Annotated in this window: 17 protein-coding genes; 7 read left to right on the forward strand and 10 right to left on the reverse strand. The window is 71.2% G+C overall.

All coding sequences use genetic code 11. The features are described from left to right. Nucleotides 1-247 precede the first annotated feature (247 nt). Nucleotides 248-1,804 carry an MFS transporter gene (locus ACNPQM_RS07730; protein WP_418083410.1) on the forward strand — a complete coding sequence of 519 codons (1,557 nt, stop codon included), beginning with the start codon at nucleotides 248-250 and terminating at the stop codon, nucleotides 1,802-1,804. 342 nt (nucleotides 1,805-2,146) lie between these two features. Here ACNPQM_RS07730 and ACNPQM_RS07735 read toward each other — a convergent pair whose 3' ends face one another. Then, nucleotides 2,147-2,602 (reverse strand): tellurite resistance TerB family protein, encoded by a 456-nt coding sequence (locus ACNPQM_RS07735; protein ID WP_358856934.1) that lies wholly within the window; start codon nucleotides 2,600-2,602, stop codon nucleotides 2,147-2,149. Nucleotides 2,603-2,766: 164 nt separating this feature from the next. Here ACNPQM_RS07735 and ACNPQM_RS07740 point away from each other — a divergent pair, with 164 nt between their 5' ends. Both ACNPQM_RS07740 and ACNPQM_RS07745 read left to right on the forward strand, forming a co-directional pair. Continuing rightward, complete coding sequence (locus ACNPQM_RS07740; protein WP_418083411.1) at nucleotides 2,767-3,225, forward strand: BlaI/MecI/CopY family transcriptional regulator; 459 nt, start codon at nucleotides 2,767-2,769, stop codon at nucleotides 3,223-3,225. A gap of 3 nt (nucleotides 3,226-3,228) precedes the next feature. Beyond that, the gene (locus tag ACNPQM_RS07745; protein ID WP_418083412.1) at nucleotides 3,229-4,170 is read left to right on the forward strand and encodes a M48 family metalloprotease; all 942 of its coding nucleotides are present in this window, start codon (nucleotides 3,229-3,231) and stop codon (nucleotides 4,168-4,170) included. Between the two features lie 203 nt (nucleotides 4,171-4,373). On the opposite strand, the gene ACNPQM_RS07750 is transcribed toward ACNPQM_RS07745, so the two are convergent. The 6 genes from ACNPQM_RS07750 to ACNPQM_RS07775 form a co-directional block, all read right to left on the reverse strand. Then, nucleotides 4,374-5,612, reverse strand: coding sequence for a cation:proton antiporter (locus tag ACNPQM_RS07750; protein ID WP_418083413.1), 1,239 nt, complete (start codon nucleotides 5,610-5,612; stop codon nucleotides 4,374-4,376). 2 nt (nucleotides 5,613-5,614) lie between these two features. Further along, a complete protein-coding gene (locus ACNPQM_RS07755; RefSeq protein ID WP_358856938.1) occupies nucleotides 5,615-6,085 on the reverse strand; it encodes a cation:proton antiporter regulatory subunit in 471 nt (156 codons plus the stop codon). A gap of 231 nt (nucleotides 6,086-6,316) precedes the next feature. Further along, entirely contained in the window at nucleotides 6,317-7,801 is a 1,485-nt protein-coding gene (locus tag ACNPQM_RS07760) for a flotillin family protein (RefSeq protein ID WP_418083414.1), read from the reverse strand. Nucleotides 7,802-7,854: 53 nt separating this feature from the next. Beyond that, on the reverse strand, nucleotides 7,855-8,364 hold the full coding sequence (locus tag ACNPQM_RS07765) for a hypothetical protein (protein ID WP_418083415.1): 510 nt from the start codon (nucleotides 8,362-8,364) through the stop codon (nucleotides 7,855-7,857). A 104-nt stretch (nucleotides 8,365-8,468) separates the two neighbouring features. After that, nucleotides 8,469-8,954: a peroxiredoxin gene (locus tag ACNPQM_RS07770; protein WP_358856941.1), complete on the reverse strand. Its 486-nt coding sequence runs from the start codon at nucleotides 8,952-8,954 to the stop codon at nucleotides 8,469-8,471. 248 nt (nucleotides 8,955-9,202) lie between these two features. Continuing rightward, nucleotides 9,203-9,865: a TetR/AcrR family transcriptional regulator gene (locus ACNPQM_RS07775; protein ID WP_418083493.1), complete on the reverse strand. Its 663-nt coding sequence runs from the start codon at nucleotides 9,863-9,865 to the stop codon at nucleotides 9,203-9,205. A gap of 75 nt (nucleotides 9,866-9,940) precedes the next feature. Here ACNPQM_RS07775 and ACNPQM_RS07780 point away from each other — a divergent pair, with 75 nt between their 5' ends. The 3 genes from ACNPQM_RS07780 (at nucleotide 9,941) to ACNPQM_RS07790 (ending at nucleotide 13,614) form a co-directional block, all read left to right on the forward strand. Further along, on the forward strand, nucleotides 9,941-11,383 hold the full coding sequence (locus tag ACNPQM_RS07780; protein ID WP_418083416.1) for a DHA2 family efflux MFS transporter permease subunit: 1,443 nt from the start codon (nucleotides 9,941-9,943) through the stop codon (nucleotides 11,381-11,383). Between the two features lie 90 nt (nucleotides 11,384-11,473). Next, a complete protein-coding gene (locus ACNPQM_RS07785) occupies nucleotides 11,474-13,186 on the forward strand; it encodes a SpoIIE family protein phosphatase (protein WP_418083417.1) in 1,713 nt (570 codons plus the stop codon). A gap of 38 nt (nucleotides 13,187-13,224) precedes the next feature. Then, nucleotides 13,225-13,614, forward strand: a complete 390-nt coding sequence (locus tag ACNPQM_RS07790; protein WP_418083418.1) for a hypothetical protein — start codon at nucleotides 13,225-13,227, stop codon at nucleotides 13,612-13,614. A gap of 26 nt (nucleotides 13,615-13,640) precedes the next feature. Here ACNPQM_RS07790 and ACNPQM_RS07795 read toward each other — a convergent pair whose 3' ends face one another. Continuing rightward, nucleotides 13,641-14,489, reverse strand: coding sequence for a GNAT family N-acetyltransferase (locus tag ACNPQM_RS07795; RefSeq protein WP_418083419.1), 849 nt, complete (start codon nucleotides 14,487-14,489; stop codon nucleotides 13,641-13,643). Between the two features lie 48 nt (nucleotides 14,490-14,537). Then, nucleotides 14,538-15,944, reverse strand: a complete 1,407-nt coding sequence (locus ACNPQM_RS07800) for a hypothetical protein (protein ID WP_418083420.1) — start codon at nucleotides 15,942-15,944, stop codon at nucleotides 14,538-14,540. A 162-nt stretch (nucleotides 15,945-16,106) separates the two neighbouring features. Here ACNPQM_RS07800 and ACNPQM_RS07805 point away from each other — a divergent pair, with 162 nt between their 5' ends. Then, the gene (locus ACNPQM_RS07805) at nucleotides 16,107-17,459 is read left to right on the forward strand and encodes a molybdopterin-dependent oxidoreductase (protein WP_418083421.1); all 1,353 of its coding nucleotides are present in this window, start codon (nucleotides 16,107-16,109) and stop codon (nucleotides 17,457-17,459) included. Between the two features lie 337 nt (nucleotides 17,460-17,796). On the opposite strand, the gene ACNPQM_RS07810 is transcribed toward ACNPQM_RS07805, so the two are convergent. Next, a complete protein-coding gene (locus ACNPQM_RS07810; protein WP_358856949.1) occupies nucleotides 17,797-18,606 on the reverse strand; it encodes a class I SAM-dependent methyltransferase in 810 nt (269 codons plus the stop codon). Between the last annotated feature and the right edge of the window lie 10 nt (nucleotides 18,607-18,616).

The raw sequence follows: 18,616 nt of genomic DNA on the forward strand, positions 1-18,616 counted from the left end.
CGTTCCTGATGGGCGTACGACGACAGCTGCGGCACTTCGCCGCGTTGTCGGAGCGCCCGGATACGCCCCGTACGAGGACGCTCCTCCGCCCTGCGATGCACCGCGTCCGGCGCCGCGGGCCGGTCCGCCACCGGGGACGACGGGACAGCCCTTGGCCCCGGCGCCCCTTCCCGCATGCGGGGATGCGGGCCTGCCTTTAGCGTGGGTCCGGGGGATTTCGGGGGTGCGCACCGAGGGAGACCCGACCATGGCTCGTCACTCACGTCATGCGCGGGAGCCTGTCGAGGGGGAGCCCTCCGCGAGCGACGCGAGAGCGACCGCCACCTCCCCGCCGTCCCGCCCCGCATCCGGCCGTGGGCGCGGTCCGTCGCGCCGGTGGTGGGTGTTGGCGGTGATCGGTCTGGCCCAGCTGATGGTGGTGCTGGACGCCACCATCGTGAACATCGCCCTGCCCTCCGCCCAGCAGGACCTCGGCTTCTCCGACGGCAACCGCCAATGGATCGTGACCGCGTACGCCCTGGCCTTCGGCTCACTGCTGCTGCTCGGCGGCCGGATGGCCGACCTGGTGGGCCGCAGGATCGCCTTCCTGACCGGTCTGGTCGGCTTCGCGGTCGCGTCGGCGATCGGCGGGGCCGCCCCGGGCTTCGAGGTCCTGGTCTTCGCCCGCGCACTCCAGGGCATGTTCGCCGCGCTCCTCGCCCCGGCCGCGCTCTCCCTCCTCACCACGACGTTCACCATCCCGAAGGAGCGCGCCAAGGCGTTCGGGATCTACGGCGCGATCGCGGGGACGGGCGGCGCGGTGGGGCTGCTGCTCGGCGGGGTCCTCACCCAGTACCTGAACTGGCGCTGGTGCCTGTACGTGAATCTGCTGTTCGCCCTGGTCGCCTTCCTCGGCGGGGTCCGGCTGCTCACCGCCGGTGCCCCCACCGTCCGCCCCAAGCTCGACGTCCCGGGCACCGTCCTGGTCTCGGCGGGACTCTTCTGCATCGTGTACGGATTCTCCAACGCCGAGTCGCACCCCTGGGGTTCACCGGACACCTGGGGCTTCCTGCTGGCGGGCGGCGTGCTCCTGGCGGCGTTCGTCTGGTGGCTGACGCGGGCCGCGCATCCGCTGCTGCCGCTGCGGGTGGTGCTGGACAGGAACCGCGGGGCGTCGTACCTGGCGATGTTCATCGCCGGCGGCGGCATGTTCGGCGTCTTCCTGTTCCTCATGTACTACCTGCAGAAGACTCTGTACTACTCGCCGGTGACCACCGGTCTCGCCTTCATCCCGATGGTCTGCTTGATGATCGTGACGTCGATGACGACGACCAATGTGCTGGTGCCGCGCTTCGGCGCGAAACCGATCGTGCCGCTCGGCATGGGCATCGCCGCGTCCGCCATGGTGTGGATGACCGGCCTGGACCTGACGAGCAGCTACCTCACCTATGTGCTGCCCGCCCTGCTCGTCCTCGGCCTGGGCCTCGGCGCGATCTTCGCCACGGTGATGAACCTGGCCACGTACGGGGTGGCCGCCCGCGACGCGGGTGTGGCCTCGGCGATGGTCAGCACCAGCCAGCAGGTGGGCGGTTCGATCGGCACGGCGCTGCTGAACACCCTCGCCACCGGCGCCGCCATGGACTACCTGTCCGACCGCCCGGTGACTCCGGCCAATGCCGCCCGGGCCCAGCTGCAGAGCTACTCCACCGCGTACTGGTGGTCGGCGGGCTTCTTCTTCATCGGGCTGGTGGTGACGGCGGTCCTGTACCCCAGGGGCGCACCCCGGACCCAGGTGGTGGAGGAGTCGGCCCCGGTCCGCGCCTGACGGCCGGGCCGGCTCCCCCGGACCTCGCAGGACCCCGCCTCCCTGCCGCGTATGCATCGCGGCACGGAGACGGGGTCCTGCGAGGTGGTTGGCCGGGGATTCGCTCGGGGGGACTGCGACTCCCCGGCCTGGCCGGGCGCGGTCCGATGGTCAGTCGGACCGCGGTGTGTTCCCGGCGGTACGGGGGTGCCGTTCGGCCGGCCCGGAGAGGGTGCCCGAAGGCGGTTTCCAGTGCCGTGCGGGCCAGGCGTCGCCCGGCAGACGGGACTTTCGAACACGCCCTGGTGCCCCTCCCGGCAAGCTTTGCCCCGTCGCGCAGGGCAAACATTGCCGGTTACGGCACTAGAGGTCGAACTCGTGCGGCGGAAGGCCGAGCGCGAAGCACGCCTCCCGGACGACGGCCTGCTCCGACTTGTCGAAGTCGCCGTCGGCGCCGCCGATGACGATGCCGATCTGGATGACGGCACGCGCCTCGGCCGGCTTCTTCTTCGCCTTGCCGATCTCCTGGAGCACGCTGACCTTGCCGAAGGCGAAGTCGGCGGTGAGCTTGTTCACGTATTCGTTGAAACGCCGCTGCAGGTCGTCCGCGGGGAAGTTCTGGAGCACCTCGTTGGAGGCGATGAGCGAGGCGACGCGCTGGCGCTCGGACGGGTCGATGGAACCGTCGGCGGCGGCGACCAGGGCGCACATGGCCATGCTCGCGTCGCGGAACGCACCGCTCTTCAGGTCGTTCTTCTTCGCCTCGAGCTGCGACTGCATCGTCGTCGCGGATTCCTTGATCCGATCCCACAGTGCCATGACGTCTCCATACATTGCTTGCGTTGCGTTGCCGGAACGAGATCCAACTCTACAGACGTGTAGAAGTTAGCAGGATGGTCGCCCGCTGCGTCCGGGAACCGGCCTTCAGTACGATGCTGCGACGCCGTGGCCGACGCGGCATCGCACGAAGGGCAGTCACCACGATGGACACGGCCGGGGCCAGCCACCAACGTCACAACGAACTGCCCGACGACAACGTGCCCCCGACGGGCCCCGCCTCCGACGGCCGGCGCCCCCGCAAGCGCGGACAGGGCGAGCTGGAGGCCCAGGTCCTCGCCGTTCTGCGCTCGGCGAACGGCGCCGCTACGGCGGGCTGGGTGCAGGAACACCTCGACGGCGACCTCGCGTACACCACCGTCATCACGATCCTGTCCCGTCTGTACCAGAAGAAGTACGTGGCCCGTGCCCGCCAGGGCCGCTCCTACACCTGGACGTCCGCCTCCGACGAGGCCGGTCTCGCGGCGCTGCGGATGCGTCGGGTCCTGGACGGCGAACGGGACCGCGAGGCCGTACTCGCCCGGTTCGTCTCGGCGCTGTCCCCGGGCGACGAGGAACGCCTGCGCGCGCTGCTGGCGCAGACGACGGAGAAGGACGAGGACTGACCCATGGGCGTCTTCGTCTACCTGCCCCTCATACTGCCGCTGACCGCGCTGCCGGTCGCGCGCCTCGCCGAACAGCATCTGCACCCGCGCAGCGCCACCCGCCTGCTGGCGGCCGTCGGTGCGACGCTCGCCCTGTGCAGCACGGTGTGCCTGGCGCTGCTGATGGTGGTGGGCACGGCCCAACTCCCCGGCAACCCGCTGCCGGACGGCTGGTCGGACCCCGAGGTGCGTGCGGCGGTGCCGTACGAGGAGAAGGCGGGCATCGTCGCGATCGGGGTGCTGGCGGCGGTGGTCGTGGCCTGCGGGTCGGCAGTCCACCGCCACATACGCCAACGCATCCGCGCCACACGGGCCCTGCAGTCCCTCCCGGAGCAGCCGTCCCCGGTCGCCGTGCTGCCGGACCCGAAGCCGTACGCGTACGCACTTCCCGGCGCCCCCGGCCGGGTGGTCGTGTCGACGGCGATGATGGAGTGCCTGACCGCCCGCGAACGCCGGGCGCTCGTCGCCCACGAGCAGGCCCATCTGGCCGCCCGTCACCACCGCTACCTCCTGGCCACCCAACTTGCCGCGCGCGCCAACCCGTTCCTGCTGCCGCTGCGTACGGCCGTGGCGTACAGCACGGAACGGTGGGCGGACGAGGAGGCGGCGCGGGCGATCGGTGACCGGCGGGCGGTGGCGGGCGCGGTCGGCAAGGCGGCGCTGTTCGCGCACGGTTCGCCGACCGCCCCGCCCGCGTTCGCCGCGTTCGCGGCGGTGGGCCCGATCCCGCGGCGGGTCGCAGCGCTCCTGGAGCCGGTCCCGCCGACCCGGCTGTGGCCCCCGTCGTCCGCGCATGTCGCCTTGGCGGGACTGGTGGCCACCGTCGGAACGACGGTGTCGGCGCTGTCGTCGCTGAACGCGACGGTGACGCTGGTGCGGATCCTGCACGAGGCGACCCCGCTCTGAGAGCGGTTCAGAGCCTGTCGGGTGACCTCTTATCGGATAGCGGACGCGGTCTGGTGCGTGCGATTCCAAGGCGGAGGAGGGAGTCAACGCGAAGGGGGTTCCCCCATGCCTTCAAGGCTATGGGGGAGTTGGTGACTGACGACAACGCGGGAAGCGTGCGTGCCAGGGCGTGGCCGCCCGGTCGGAGGTCACCCGACAGGCTCTCAGTCGGCGGCCGCGGCGTGCTCGACGACAGGCATCTCTGTGCGGGCGGCAGGCACACTGCCCCCGGACGCACCGCCCCCGCCGCCCCGCCACTTCCGGATCCTGGCCACGACGGGCTGGGTCCAACGGGCGGTGAGCGGACCGATGATGACGAGAATCAGGACGTACGCCGTGGCGATCGGCCCGATGCGAGGCTCGGTCGCCACAGCCAGACCGGCGATGACGATGGAGAACTCGCCGCGCGCGACCAGCGTCCCGCCGGCCCGCCACCGCCCGTGCGACCCGATCCCGGCGCGCCGGGCGGCGTACCACCCGGTGCCGATCTTGGTGAAGACGGTGACGACGGCCAGCAGCAGTGCGGGCAGCAGCACGGGCGGAATGTCGGACGGATCGGTGGAGAGACCGAAGAACACGAAGAAGACGGCGGCGAACAGATCGCGCAGCGGGGTCAGCAGCTCGCGGGCTCCTTCCGCGACCTCCCCCGAGAGCGCGATCCCGACGAGAAACGCCCCCACGGCCGCGGAGACCTGCAACTGCTGTGCCACACCGGCCACCAGGACGGTCAGCCCGAGCACGACGAGGAGCAGCATCTCCGGATTGTCGGAGGAGACGGCCCGGCTGATGAGCCGGCCGTGCCGCAGCGCCACATAGAGAACCAGACCGACGGTGCCCAGGGCGATCAGTAGGGCGATGCTGCCCCCGGCCAGACCGGCGCCGGCCACCATCGCGGTGAGGAGCGGCAGATAGACGGCCATCGACAGGTCCTCGATGACGAGAACCCCGAGAATGACGGGCGTCTCCCGGTTTCCCAGCCGACCCAGATCGGTGAGTACCTTCGCGATGACGCCGGACGACGAAATCCAGGTGACCCCGGCCAGTGCGACGGCTCCCACGGGTCCCCACCCGAGCAGCAGCGCAGCCACCGCGCCGGGCGTCGCATTGAGCACGAAGTCGACGGCCCCGGACGGATATTGCGTCTTCAGGCTGGTCACCAGCTCGGACGCGCTGTACTCCAGCCCCAGCAGGAGCAGCAGCAGAATGACGCCGATCTCGGCGCCGACGGCGGTGAACTCCTCACTGGCCCCGAGGGGCAGCAGCCCCCCGTCCCCGAACGCCAGACCGGCCAGCAGGTAGAGCGGAATCGGCGAAAGCCCTATCCGTCCGGCGAACCGTCCGATGATTCCGAGCCCCAGAATGACGGAGCCGAGCTCCACCAGCAGTGCGGTCGTGTCGTGCACCGTCAGCCCTCCGCAATGATCTCGGAGAGCGCGTCGACGCCCTCACGCGTTCCGACGACGACCAGCGTGTCCCCGATGGCCAGCCGGAAGTCCGGCCCGGGCGACGGATGCGCACTGTGCGTCCGCAGCACGGCCACGATCGACGCCCCGGTCCGCGTCCGGGCCCGGGTGTCCCCGAGCAGCCGGCCCCCGTACGGGGAGCGAGACCCGAGCGGTATGTGCTCGGTGACGAGATCGATGCCCTCGGTCCGTACGGCGTCGATGGGCGCGGCGTCGATGAGGTGGGCGAGTCCGGTCGCCTCCCGTGGAGTCAGGGCCACGGAGAGCTGGCAGGAATCGGGATCGTCGCGCTCGTAGAACCCGATGAACCGGCGCCCGTCGTGGTGGACGACGACGGAGATGTGTTGTCCCGACTCGGTGATGTAGTCGTACTGCACACCGACTCCGGGCAGCGTGGTCCGGTGGGTTCCCATGGCTTCCTCCCGATACGCGCGGCGACAGGGCGACGCACTTGGTGATCTCTTTAACCTTCCATTACCTTAACCGGAGGATCCCGCCGCCTGGTGCCCGCGCGCACGGAGATCCTGCTCACCTGCGGACACGGCGTGATCGGTGCACCGCTCCCGGGAGGCGGCCGAGGTCCGGACACGGCCGTGCCCGGCGGTCCGCTGCTCACCGCCGGGCACAGGGGATCGGGAACGGCGTCAGTCGGTGATCTCGATCTTGCCGTTGGCCGATGCCGATGCCGATGCCGATGCCGATGCCGATGCCGATGCCGTGGTCGGCTCCTGCGCCGTGATCTTCGCCGCAGTGTCCGAAGCCGACCCGCCCTTCAGGTTCTTCAGCAGTGCCGCCAGGTCGACGCCCGTCGTGGCGGTGAGCAGCTCCATGCCCTGTGCGACGTTGTCCGCGACCGTGCGCGACAGCTGGCTCGCGCCGTCCGTCGAGATGACCGTCATCTTGTCGACGGCGCTCAGCGGTTCGGCTGCCTTGGCGACGACGTGCGGGAGTACCTCGACCAGCATCTGGAGCACCGCCGCGTCGCCGTACTGGGCGAACGCGTCCGCCTTCTTCTGCATGGCTTCGGCCTCGGCCGCGCCCTTCGCGGCGATGGCGGCGGCTTCCGCCTCGCCCTCGATGCGGACGGCGTCGGCGAGCGCCGAGCGGTGGAGCTTCTCGCCCTGACCGGTGAGGCGGGAGCGCTCCGCGTCCGCCTCGGCCTCCTTGACCTGGGCGATGCGGCGGGCCTCGGCCTCCTGCTCGGCCTGGTAGCGGGCGGCGTCGGCGGGCTTGCGCACCTTGGTGTCGAGCTCGCGGTCGGTCAGGGCCGCCTGGCGCTGGGCGACCTTCTCCTGCTCCTCCAGGACTTCCTGCTGGCGGGCTGCCTCGGCGAGCGGGCCGGCGGCGTTGGCCTTGGCCGCCGCCGCTTCCGTCTCGGCCTTGATCTCGGCCTGCTTGAGGTAGAACGTCCGCTCGGCGACGGCGATTTCCTCGGCGGCCTTCAGGCGGGCCTGCTCGGACGCCCGCTTGGCGATCGCCTCGGCGATGTCCGCCTCCTGCTTGGCGCGGGCGGCCTCGGGGCGGCCGAGGTCTTCGAGGTAGGAGCCCTCGGTGGTGATGTCCTGGATCTGGAAGGCGTCCAGGATCAGGCCCTGGCCGGAGAGACTGGCCTCGGCCTCCTCGGCAACCTGGCCGGCGAACGCGGCGCGGTCGCGGATGATGTCCTCGACCGACATCCGGCCGACGATGGCGCGCAGCGCGCCGGAGAGTACCTCCTGGGTGAAGCCGACGATGCCGTCCTGCTGCTGCAGGAACCGCTGGGCGGCGGCCCGGATCGCGTCCTCGTTGCCCCCGACCTTGACGATCGCGACGCCTTCGAGGTGGGACTTCACGCCGCGCAGGGTGACGGCTCCGCGCACGGCGACCGGGATGTGCCGGCTGGAGAGGTCCAGGGTGAACTTCTGCTGCACGAACGGGACGACGAAGACGCCGCCGCCGACGACGACCTTCTGACCGCTGTTGTCGATGCTGGTGCGTCCGGTCACCGGGTCGGTCGACTTCTTGCCGCGCCGGCCGGTGATGATGAAGGCCTCGCTGGGCCCGGCGACCTTGTAGCGGGTGATTACCACGAGGCCGAGGAGTACGAGGAGTACGACGACTCCGACGACGGCGGTCACAACTGGGCTCATAAGGGGTCCCCCCTGCCTCCCGATCGGGGACGGCAGTTCGGTTCAGTGGGTGGTCAGCGCTCGACGGGGCGGACCGCGACCGAGGTGGTCGACAGCGTGGCCTCCACCCAGATCTCGGTGCCGCGTTCGACCGGCGCCGGGCTCTTCGCCGCGAGTTTCACGGGCTGGCCCGCGAGCCGCAGCAGGACCTCGCCGTAGCCGTCGGCCGGGATGGCCGTGACCACGGACCCGGACGTGCCGACGAGATCGTCGCCCCGCGGTGTGGCGGCGGTCTGATCGCGCATCAGGGCGCGGCTGAACTTCCAGGTCAGCCAGGCCGCGACCAGTCCGGCGACCAGTCCGGCCGCGGTGGCGGTGACCGTACCGGCACCGGTGGTGCCGAGCACGATCGCGCCGCCGAAGCCGAGCATCGAGAGGAATCCGGCCATGACGGGGAGGGACAGGAGGCCGTCGAAGAGCCCGTCGAGTACGCCCCCGAAGAGCCCTTCGAGGATTCCGTCGAAGATCAGGGAGAGAGCGAGGAGCACGATCCCCGCAATGCCCAGGCCGAGGAACAAGGTCATGTGATCACCCTTCCCGATCTGCGAAATCCTCCGAAGTTCCGTCGAACTGGCTGGATGATGCCATACCTGCTTGCGCCGTGGCATTGCCGAGGTCCGGCAGTCTTTTACTTGTTCTTGATGCCGGAGATGTGGTCGGCGAGCGTGTCCAGCGACTGGAAGGTGGCCCCGAGGACCGCGACATGCTTCCACCGCAGCACGCCGTCCGGCCCGATCAGGAACACGGCGCGGCGTACCCCGATCCCGGGCGCCGTGATCCCGTACGCCCGGGCCACCTCCCGTCCGGTGTCCGCGAGCAGCGGCATCCGCAGACCGTACGTGCGGGCGAACGACTCGTGACTGTCCACACCCTGTGGACTGATTCCCCAGACCTCCGCGTCGAGACCGGTGAAGGTCTCCATGCCGGAGGAGTACGAGCAGAGCTGTTTGGTGCAGACGGTGGTGTTGTCGCCGGGGTAGAAGGCGAGGACGACGGTACGGCCGCGGGCGTCCGAGAGCGTGTAGTCGCGGCGTTCGAACGTGCCTCCGGCGAGCGTTCCGCCCGGCAGTGTGAAGTCCTGGACGGGCTGGCCGACTTGTGGTGACGATCCCATGGCGGGTCCCTTGTGTGCGACGGATGTGCGGCGTTCGGTGATGTTCCGGTACAGCATGCTCGGTGCGGTACTGGCCTCCCACTGCGCGGACCTCTCCCCCTGCCCGTACGGTCACCGGCTCGGGCTGCCGGAATCCGGCAGGTGGGAGGGGTTGCCAGGGATCAACACGTTCTGGCTGGAACGGGGTTGGGAACCGCCTCGAGCGGGGGGCATCCGGTGTACGCGCTGAACCGAGACGGCGGGGGCGTTCAGCCGGTGGGCCCCGCCGGGGCGTAGTGGCCCAGGAACATGTCGACGCCGCTGGTGATCAGGCGGTCCGTGATCGAGTCGTCGATGGTCGTGCCGTACGAGCTGAAGACCAGGTGCGGGAAGACCAGCAGCGCGTACAGCTGGATGATCGCCGTCTCCAGGTCCGGGATGGTCAGGCGGCCCCGGTCGGCGAGGGCGTGCAGGGCGTCGGCGACGGCGGGGTGGTGGGACTCGGGGCCGTGGCCCTGCCAGGCGTTCGCCAGCTCCGGGAAGCGGTGCAGTTCGGCGGTGATGAGGTTGCGCAGGGCGATGACGTCGGCGTTGTTGCGGACGGCGGCCACCCAGGTGCGGGCCGCTTCGACGAAGGCGGTGCGCAGGTCGTCGGCGTCGGCGAGTCCGGTCAGTGCGGCGGCCGAAGGGCCGCCCAGGGGCTCGTCCAGTGCGCCCGCGATGACGGCTGTGAACAGTGCTTCCTTGCTGCCGAAGTGGTTGTAGACGGTCACCTTCGACACGCCCGCCTCGGCGGCGATGGCGTCCATCCCGACGCCGAACCCCTCCCGCAGGAACGCCTCACGGGCGGCCTTGACGATGGCCCGCCGTTTGGCTTCGGCGCGCGGTCCACCGGGGGGCTGCTTGGCGTTCCCCCGAGGGCTGTTCTGCATGGTCATGGGGCAAGGCTAACAGTCAGCTGAACTGAACAGTTGAGTTCATGTGAACTGGCCCGTACAGTTCAATTCATGAGTCCGCATGAGACGCACGTACAGCATCCGGCCGCACATCAGGCCGGGCATCCGCCCGCCCACCCACGTCGCTGGGCGGCGCTCGCCCTCGTCTGCGTCGCGCAGTTCATGCTTGTCCTCGACGTCACCGTCGTGAACGTCGCACTGCCCGACATGGCCGCCGACCTGCACCTCGGCCGCACCGCCCTGACCTGGGTCGTCACCGCCTACACCCTTTGCTTCGGCGGGCTGATGCTGCTCGGCGGCCGGCTCGCCGACGCCTTCGGCGCGCGCCGTACTTTCCTTGCGGGGCTGGCCCTCTTCACCGTCGCCTCGCTGGGCACCGGGCTCGCCGACGGCGCCCCGGTGCTGGTCGGGGGCCGGATCGCCCAAGGGGTGGGGGCGGCGCTGCTCTCGCCCGCCGCCCTGTCCCTCGTCACCACCTCGTTCCACGGCGCGGAGCGCAACAAGGCGCTCGGGGTGTGGGCGGCGATCGGTGGGACCGGGTCGGCCATCGGGGTGCTGCTCAGCGGTGCGCTGACCAGCGGCCCCGGGTGGCAGTGGGTCTTCTACATCAATGTGCCCATCGGGATCGCCCTGCTCGCCGCCGTGCCCGCCCTCGTCCCGGCGCGCGCTCCCCAGCCCTCCGCCCGGCTCGATCTGCCCGGAGCGCTGCTGGCCACGGCCGGGACCGGAGCGCTCATCTACGGACTGGTCGAGGCGGGGGACGCCGGGTGGGGATCGGCCGCCGTCCTCGTGCCGGTCGCGGGGGCCGTGCTTCTGTACGGGGCGTTCGCGGGCGTCGAACGGGCGGCCGAACATCCGCTGATGGATCTGCGGATGTTCACCCGGCGGCCGGTGCTCGCCGGCGCGTTCCTGATGCTGGTCGCGACGGCGCTGCTGATCGCCTTCTTCTTCCTCGGATCGGTCTATCTGCAGCATGCGCGAGGATTCACCCCGATGCGGACCGGGCTGGTGTTCCTGCCGGTGGCCGTCGCGGTCGGGTTCGGCGCGCATCTGGGGTCGCGGCTGGTCGGGACGGCCGGCAGCCGCGGGACAGCGGTCGCAGGGATGGTGATCACCGCCGCCGGTTCCGTACCGCTGACCCGGCTGGGAGCTGACAGCAGCGTGTACGGGGCGCTGCTGCCCGGTCTCTGCGTCGCCGTGCTCGGGCTCGGCGCGGTCTTCGTCACCGCGACCACGACGGCGCTGGGCATGGTCGGGCACCACGAGGCGGGGCTCGCTTCCGGGGTCGTCAACACGTTCCACGAGGTGGGCGGCTCGATCGGAGTGGCGGTCGTCTCCACGGTCGCGGCAGCCGGGATCGAACGCGGTGCGGTGGACGGGTTCGCCGACGCGTTCACGGTCTGCGCGGCGGCGGCCGGGGCCGGTGCGGTCGTCGCGGCCGGACTCGTGCCGCGCGGGAAGCCGGAGACGACGGGCAGGCCGCACGTGCACTGAAGCCTGCTGTGCGGATGCGGGGCGGAGCGCGGCGGCCGACGATGAAGACCGGGTAGTCGGGTGGTCCGGGCCCCGCCCCAGGAGGTTCCCTTGCAGGCCGATGCGCATGCCGACAGCCCGCCACCGCTCGACCCCGCGGTCCTGGCGGCGCTGCTCGACGGCACCACGGCAGGGGTGGGCATCCTCGACACCCGGCTGCGCTACCTGTACGTGAACCCGGCCCTCGAACGGCTCAACGGCATCCCCGCAGCCGAACACCTCGGCCGCACCGTCTCCGAAGTCCTGCCCTACGTCGACTCCCGGGAGGACATGCTGAGGGCGGTCCTCGCCGACGGGAAACCCCGCGAGATCAAATCCAGCGGCTTCACGCCCGCGGCGTCCGGGACGGCCCGGCGGTACTGGCACGGCGCGTACCACCGGGTGGAGGTCGACGGGCAGGTGGTGGGTGTCGCCGGGATCGTGCTGGAGGTGATGGCCTCGGAGGAGGAGCAGCGCCAACTGGAACAGGCGCGACGTCACCTCGGTCTTCTCGACTCCGCGGTCACCCGGATCGGTACCACGCTCGACATGGACACCACCTGCGCGGAGCTCGTCGACCTCGTCGTCCCGGCGCTGGCCGACATCGCGACGGCCGAGGTCTTTCCGCCCGACGTGGCACCTCCCGTACGGCCCGCGCCCCCCGGCGTGCTGCGGCTGCGCCGGGCCGCACTGGCGGCGGTCGCCGGGCTGCGGGAGGAGTTGGCGGAGTTCGGGCTGACCGGCGAGTACATCGACTACCAGGACGGCGCGGCCGTACAGCGCTGCCTGGCGACCAATCAGCCCGTCGTCCGGAACTTCACCGGCGACGATCTGCTCGGCCGCTCGGCAGCAAGTCCGGGGCGGGTCGCCGCCTACCGCGCCCTCGGCATGCATTCGTCGGTCAACGTGCCGCTCGCCGTACGCAGTCGGCCGCTCGGCGTCCTCAGCCTGGTCAGGGCGGGAGACTCGCTGGCGTTCTCGGACGAGGACGTCGTCGTCGCCCGGGAACTCGCCGGACGGGCCGCGGTCGAACTGGACCATGCCCGCCGTTACGCCCACGAGCACACCATCGCCCTGGAGCTCCAGCGCTCCCTGCTGTCCGAGCCGCGCCCGCCGCACCCGCACCTCGAGGTCGCCACCCGCTATCTGCCGGCCGACCGGAGCGTGATGGTCGGCGGCGACTGGTTCGACGTCATCCCGCTGCGGGACGGACGCCATCTGAAGGCGATCGGCGATGTGATGGGACACGGGGTGGAGGCGGCGGTCGCGATGAGCCACTATCGCTCCCTGCTGCGGCTTCTCGCCGACGACGAACTCCCGCCGCACCGCATCCTGGCACAGCTCGACCGCATGGTGGAGCGGTCGGGCCTGGACCGGGCGGCGACATGTCTGCTGGCGGTCGTCGACCGGTTCGGCGGGATGTGCGAGGTGGCGAGCGCGGGGCACCTGCCGCCGGTCTTCATCGACCCGGGTGAGGCGGGGACCCGGGTGGGCGACATAAGGGCGGGGCCGCCGCTCGGCACCGGGTACGGCGGCTACACGACGACGGCCGTGGAGGTCGGTCCGGAAACGGTGCTGTTCATGTACACCGACGGTCTCGTGGAGCGGCGGGACGAGGACATCGACGTATCGGTGCGCCGGCTGGAGCAACTGACCCTGCCGGTGAACGGAAGCCTCGACGATCTGCTGGACGAGGTGCTGGCGACGTTCGGTCCGGGCGCGGAGGACGACATCGCGGTGCTTGCCTCGCGGCGACGGACCCGGGCGCGGAAGGAGAGGGAGTAGCAGCCGCGTTGTCAGTGGGTGCTGCGAGGATCGCTGTCATGGAGACCACGGAGCCGTTGCTGCTCGTCGATGTCGAAGCCGCCGTCCGCGCCGGTTGGGGTGCCGACACGACCACGCCCGACCACCGGCCGCACTGGACTGCGGACAATCCTGCCCGGGACCAGTGCGGGGTCACCGCCCTCGTGCTCAACGACCTGCTGGGCGGCGAGCTGATCCGCGGCGAGGTCCGGGTCGACGGTGAGCGCACCGACTTCCACTGGTGGAACCGGCTGGGCATGGGCGTGGAGATCGACCTCACGCGGGAGCAGTTCGGGCCGGAGGAGATCGTCACCGGTGGCACGGTGATACCCCGGCCGGCGGAGATCGTACGGCTGCGCGAGGAGTACGAGCTGCTCCGCGGCCGGGTGCTGGACCGGCTCGGACGGTAGGGGGCGGCGGTCAGGGCATCCGCCGGTCAGCCGAGTTCCAGGCTGGTGATGCCGAACAGCCCGGTGTGGTCGACGTCCGGCGTCGGACCCGTGTACATGCGGGCTGTCTCGAACGAGGGGGTGAGACCCAGCTGTTCGGCGAGCCGGACCGCCGCCGGATTGATGTCGGGTACGTCGACGGCGATCTCCGTCTCCGGTGCAGTGGCCGAGAGGGCGCTCACCAGGGCGGCGGCCACCTCGGACGACGTGGCGTGCAGCGGGCCGATGCGTGATGACGTTCGGCACGGGCGCAGCACGGCGAAGCCCTGCATCTCCCCGTCGGCCACGGCGGCGAGAGCGGTGCGCATGGGGGCGGCGACCCACGGGGCGAGAAAACTGTCGCGCTCGGCGGGGAAGAAGCGGCGGTCGAAGGCAACCAACCGATCGAAGGGGAGCGACCGGGCGTCGACGAGGAAGACACCGGGCGGTGCGGTGATGTCCGTCGGCGGCAGCCCCTCCCAGCGCATGTTCGTCCACGCCGGACGGAACCCGGATTTACGGTAGTTGGGCTGCTGGGCGACGACGCCGTCGAGTCCGACGTTGCGCCCGGCGAGCCGGTCCATCCCGGCGCGCCAGACCTGGATCCCGTAACCCCGGCCGCGCAGCTCCGAACGGGTGAGATAGAAGCCCAGGAAGCCGAAACCGGAGCCGTAACGGATGACGGAGACGGAGGAGACGGGTTCGCCGTCGAGTCTGCCGATCAGGAAGCCGCACGGGTCGGTGGCGAAGAAGGCATGGCTGTCGGTGCGGCCCGGGTTCCAGCCCTCGGTGTGGGCCCACTCACCCAGCATGTCGATGTCGGCGGCGCTTGCTGTGGTGATCTCGAATGTCGGCACGGGGCAACCTGTACCCCGTGCATGATCGGTTCAACGGGCTTCCCGAACTCACCACCCGGTCCAGAGCAGGTGGTTGACGAGCAGGGCGACGACCGCCTGCGCCGTCAGCCAGCCGCGGCGGGTGGACCCGGGGAGCAGTGCGGCGGCGGGCAGCAGCCAGAGGACGAACGGCTGCCAGATGCGTTCCGTCTCGGCCTTGCTCATTCCGGACAGATCCGCGACGAGGAGGGCGAGGAGCGCGGCCAGGGCGAGGAGGCTCAGCCGCTGAGGTGCGGAGGTGGCGCCGGTGCGGACGGCGCGGACGGCGGACGGGGCGCCGGCTGCGGCCCGGCGGAGACCGGCGACGGTGGCGAGACCGGCGGCGATCGTGGTGGCTGCGAGGTTCGCCCAGACCCAGTAGGCGTACGGACGGATCCCACCCGCCCCCTGGTAGTAGCGCTCGACCAACAGCCGGTACCCCTCCCACCAGTTGAAGCCCGCCAGGGTGAACGCGACCGGCACGACGAGCGCTCCGAGCAGGAGAAGCGGAAGGGGGCGTGCGGTGCGGGCGAGGAGCAGGACGGCGAGGAGCAGGAGCGCGATGAGCGTCAGGCCGTACGAGAGATAGCAGGTCAGGCCGTAGAGGAGGCCGGAGGCGAGGGCGGCCGCGGCGGCGTGGCCCGGCCGGGTCCGGCGGGTTGCGGCCAGGGCGAGGAGGGCGACCGACCACGCGGCGACCGCGGCGAACCAGGCGTCCGCCGAGGCGCCGGTCCAGACCGCCATCGGCGCGAGGACGAGGAACGGGGCAGCGCGGCGGGCGAGGCGCTCGTCGGTGAGGGCGCGCACCGTGATCAGGGCGGCGACGACCGCGGAGCCGCCGAGCACGATGCACCAGACACCGGCCCAGCCCCCGCCGCCCAGCCCGATCCGGTCCAGCAGCACGAAGGTGAGCGTGGCGCCCGGCGGATGACCGGCGACATGGGCGGGCCAGTTGCCCGGGGGGCCGACCAGGATGTGCGTGTTGAATCCGCGCAACGCTGCGCCGATATCGTCGAAACGGCTGATGACCTGCAGATATTCATGCTTCGTGGTGAGCCGGTCGGCGATGCCCCGCCCCCAGCCGTCGATCATCGCCAAGGAGAAGATCCAGCCGAGGGAGGCTGCCCACGCGGTCGCGAGCAGACCCCGCCAGGGCAGCCGGCCGGCGAGGACCGGCCCGTACGCGACGACGGCCGCGGCGACGACCACGGCGGCCGGGGTGCCGGGGCCGGTGTGCGGGTACCAGGACGCCAGCAGGGGCGGCCAGTTCACGAAGAGGCTGCCGTCGGCGTCCTGGATCGCCCGGCCGACCAGCACGGCGGCGGTGACGAGCAGGACACCGGTGGCGGCGGCGATCAGGTCGAGGCGTCGGGCCCTGGCGCGGTGGTTGCGGCCGGCGGTGCGCTGCTCGTGTTTCAGGTGCTCCTCGGTCTTCACACAGGCACGCTATGCAGGGCGGGGCGAGGACGGGTGGTGCCACCGGGGCGCGTCATCGAACTGTCGGATCTTGGCCCGGTTGGCGGTCATCGGGAGTGACGTCGGAGTTCTGTCAGGAGTCGTACACGCTGCCGCCGGAGTCCTCGGGCTTAGCGTCGGGACATGGGCGACCGTCGTCACAACAGAGCGTTCCGGATCCCGTTCCGCTTCGGTGGGACGGGCCGTGCCGGGCCGTCGGATGACGGACCGTCCGCGCGGCGGGCCCCGGCCGTGCTCGAACGGCTCCGGACCACGGATCGGCTGCCCTCCTCCCCCGGGTTCTGGCGCAGCCCCGTGCGCAGTGTCCGGTTCACGGCGGTGCTCGGGCTCATCCTCCTCGTCGGGCTGACGCTGGTGTTCGTGACGGGGCTGCTGTCGTACGCCGCGTACAACCCGGATCTTGCGGCGGTCAACGACAAGACGCCGGGCAAGGGACTGCTGGGGTTCTACCTGTTCGCCTGGCCGACCGGACCGCACTGGCTGTACCGGCTGACCCAGGGGCTGCACGTCACGTGCGGCATCGTGCTCGTACCGGTACTGCTGGCGAAGCTGTGGTCGGTGATCCCGAAGCTCTTCGCGCTGCCGCCGGTCCGGTCGGTGGGGCACGCCCTGGAACGGGTGTCGTTGCTGCTGCTTGTCGGCGGGGCTCTGTTCGAGTTCATCACCGGGCTGGTCAACATCCAGGTGTTCTACGTGTTCCCGGGGTCGTTCTACACGCTCCACTTCTACGGGGCGTGGGTGTTCTTCGCCGGGTTCGTCGCCCACATCGGGCTGAAGCTCCCACGGGCCGTACGGGTGCTGCGCAGCGGTGAACTGCGCGGTGAGACCGATGAGCTGGCGTCCCCCGCCCCCGATGTGCCGACCATCTCCCGGCGCGGCGCCTTCGCCATGGTGGGGGCCGGGTCGCTCCTCCTGTTGGTCACCTCGGTGGGACGGAGCTTCGACGTGCTGCGCGGCACCGCACTCCTCACCCCGCGCGGGGCCGCCGACCCCGGGACGGGGCCCAACGGCTTCCAGATCAACAAGACGGCCGCGTCCGTCCGGATCATCCCGGCCGACACGGGTGAACGGTGGCGGCTGACCGTCAGCGGACCCGCCGGGGATCTCGTGTTCACCCGGGAACAGCTCCTGGCCATGGATCAGTACAGCTCCGCGTTGCCGATCGCGTGCGTGGAGGGCTGGTCGACCGCGGACCAGTGGTGGCGCGGGGTGCGGCTGCGGGATCTGGCGGCGCTCGCCGGGTATCCGGACCGGCCGCCGGGGGTGTTCGTGGAGTCCGTGCAGCGCAGCGGGCCGTTCCGGAAGGCCGCGCTCCGCGACAACCAGGTGCGCGACCCGCGCTCGCTGCTGGCGCTGGAGGTCAACGGCGAGACGCTGTCGCCGGACCACGGGTACCCGGCGCGGATCATCGTCCCGGCCGCGCCCGGCGTGCTCAACACCAAATGGGTGAACCGGCTGACGTTCGGGGAGCTGTGATGCGGAGGACGAACGGCCCGCGGTATGCGGCGGTCTTCAGACGCTGGTACGGGGAAGGGCCGCTGCATCTCCTGCTCCTGGCCGCCACCTTCGCCCTCGCGGGCTACGCGGGTGTGCGGCTGCTGGAGGGGGACACGTCCGGTGTCGCGGTGTGGTTCGTCGGCTCCGCGCTGGTGCACGACCTCGTGCTGCTGCCGGTGTACGCGACGGCGGACCGAGGCGTACGCGCGGTTCTGGGGCCACGCTCCGGGCTGGTCAACTTCGTCCGCGTGCCCGCCTTTCTCTCCGGGCTGCTCCTGCTGATGTGGTTTCCGCTGATCAGCAGGAAGGCGACCCATTACAAGCCGGCGAGCGGGCTCTCCCCCGACGTGTTCCTCGGGAACTGGCTGCTGATCACAGCGGTGCTGTTCGCGGTGTCGGCGTGCTGGCTGGGCGTCCGGGCCTTCCGGGTGCGGCGCAGGGCGATGAAGGGGCGGCCGTCCGACACCCACTGATCGACGGTCCGGTACGCGTTCGGCTGCGCGTACCGGAGCAGGGCCGGGGTGCCGAGCCGGGCCCAGGGAAACAGCGCGCCCCCGGTGGCGGCCCGGTCCTCCTCACCGGTCCCTCCCGGCGCGAGGCGACCGTCGTACAACCGGACCTGGACCCGCTCGTCGATGTCCAGCGGCGATGTCTCCGCGATCAGGAGCCCGCCGGGGGCGAGGAGGTCCGCGGTGCGCAGCAGGAGACCGTGCGGGTCGCCGCCGATGCCGATGTTGCCGTCGATCAGCAGCACGGTGCCCCAACGGCCCTCACCGGGAAGCGGGTCGAAGACGGAACGGTGCAGCGCCGAGCCGCCGGTCCGGAGCGTGCGGGCGACGGCGGCGGCGCTGACGTCGATGCCGAGTGCACGGTGGCCGCGGGAGGCCAGTTCCGCGACGAGGCGGCCGGGACCGCACCCGATGTCGAGGACCGGCCCTTCGCAGCGGCGCAGCGCCGACAGGTCGGCGGCGTCGGCCTCCGCACACCAGCGCTCGACGTCCAGGGGCAACAGCCAACCGTCCGTACGGCGGAGGAAGAGCGGACCGTGGCCGTTGCGCAGCGCGTCGGTGTAGGGGTCGGTGGACCACGGGGCGAGGTCCTCTCTTGCGGAACCTGCCGTGCTCATGGCGCCGCGG

The organism is Streptomyces sp. NPDC056231 (assembly GCF_048270745.1).
Classification (GTDB): domain Bacteria; phylum Actinomycetota; class Actinomycetes; order Streptomycetales; family Streptomycetaceae; genus Streptomyces.

What these genes read in the sequence shown, in the direction of transcription:
- ACNPQM_RS07765 (WP_418083415.1), bottom strand. Translation starts at nt 8,364, where the DNA reads ATGACCTTGTTCCTCGGCCTGGGCATTGCGGGGATCGTGCTCCTCGCT.
- ACNPQM_RS07755 (WP_358856938.1), bottom strand. Translation starts at nt 6,085, where the DNA reads ATGGGAACCCACCGGACCACGCTGCCCGGAGTCGGTGTGCAGTACGAC.
- ACNPQM_RS07805 (WP_418083421.1), top strand. Translation starts at nt 16,107, where the DNA reads ATGGGCGACCGTCGTCACAACAGAGCGTTCCGGATCCCGTTCCGCTTC.
- ACNPQM_RS07735 (WP_358856934.1), bottom strand. Translation starts at nt 2,602, where the DNA reads ATGGCACTGTGGGATCGGATCAAGGAATCCGCGACGACGATGCAGTCG.
- ACNPQM_RS07780 (WP_418083416.1), top strand. Translation starts at nt 9,941, where the DNA reads ATGAGTCCGCATGAGACGCACGTACAGCATCCGGCCGCACATCAGGCC.
- ACNPQM_RS07760 (WP_418083414.1), bottom strand. Translation starts at nt 7,801, where the DNA reads ATGAGCCCAGTTGTGACCGCCGTCGTCGGAGTCGTCGTACTCCTCGTA.
- ACNPQM_RS07730 (WP_418083410.1), top strand. Translation starts at nt 248, where the DNA reads ATGGCTCGTCACTCACGTCATGCGCGGGAGCCTGTCGAGGGGGAGCCC.
- ACNPQM_RS07770 (WP_358856941.1), bottom strand. Translation starts at nt 8,954, where the DNA reads ATGGGATCGTCACCACAAGTCGGCCAGCCCGTCCAGGACTTCACACTG.
- ACNPQM_RS07745 (WP_418083412.1), top strand. Translation starts at nt 3,229, where the DNA reads ATGGGCGTCTTCGTCTACCTGCCCCTCATACTGCCGCTGACCGCGCTG.
- ACNPQM_RS07790 (WP_418083418.1), top strand. Translation starts at nt 13,225, where the DNA reads ATGGAGACCACGGAGCCGTTGCTGCTCGTCGATGTCGAAGCCGCCGTC.
- ACNPQM_RS07810 (WP_358856949.1), bottom strand. Translation starts at nt 18,606, where the DNA reads ATGAGCACGGCAGGTTCCGCAAGAGAGGACCTCGCCCCGTGGTCCACC.
- ACNPQM_RS07740 (WP_418083411.1), top strand. Translation starts at nt 2,767, where the DNA reads ATGGACACGGCCGGGGCCAGCCACCAACGTCACAACGAACTGCCCGAC.
- ACNPQM_RS07775 (WP_418083493.1), bottom strand. Translation starts at nt 9,865, where the DNA reads ATGCAGAACAGCCCTCGGGGGAACGCCAAGCAGCCCCCCGGTGGACCG.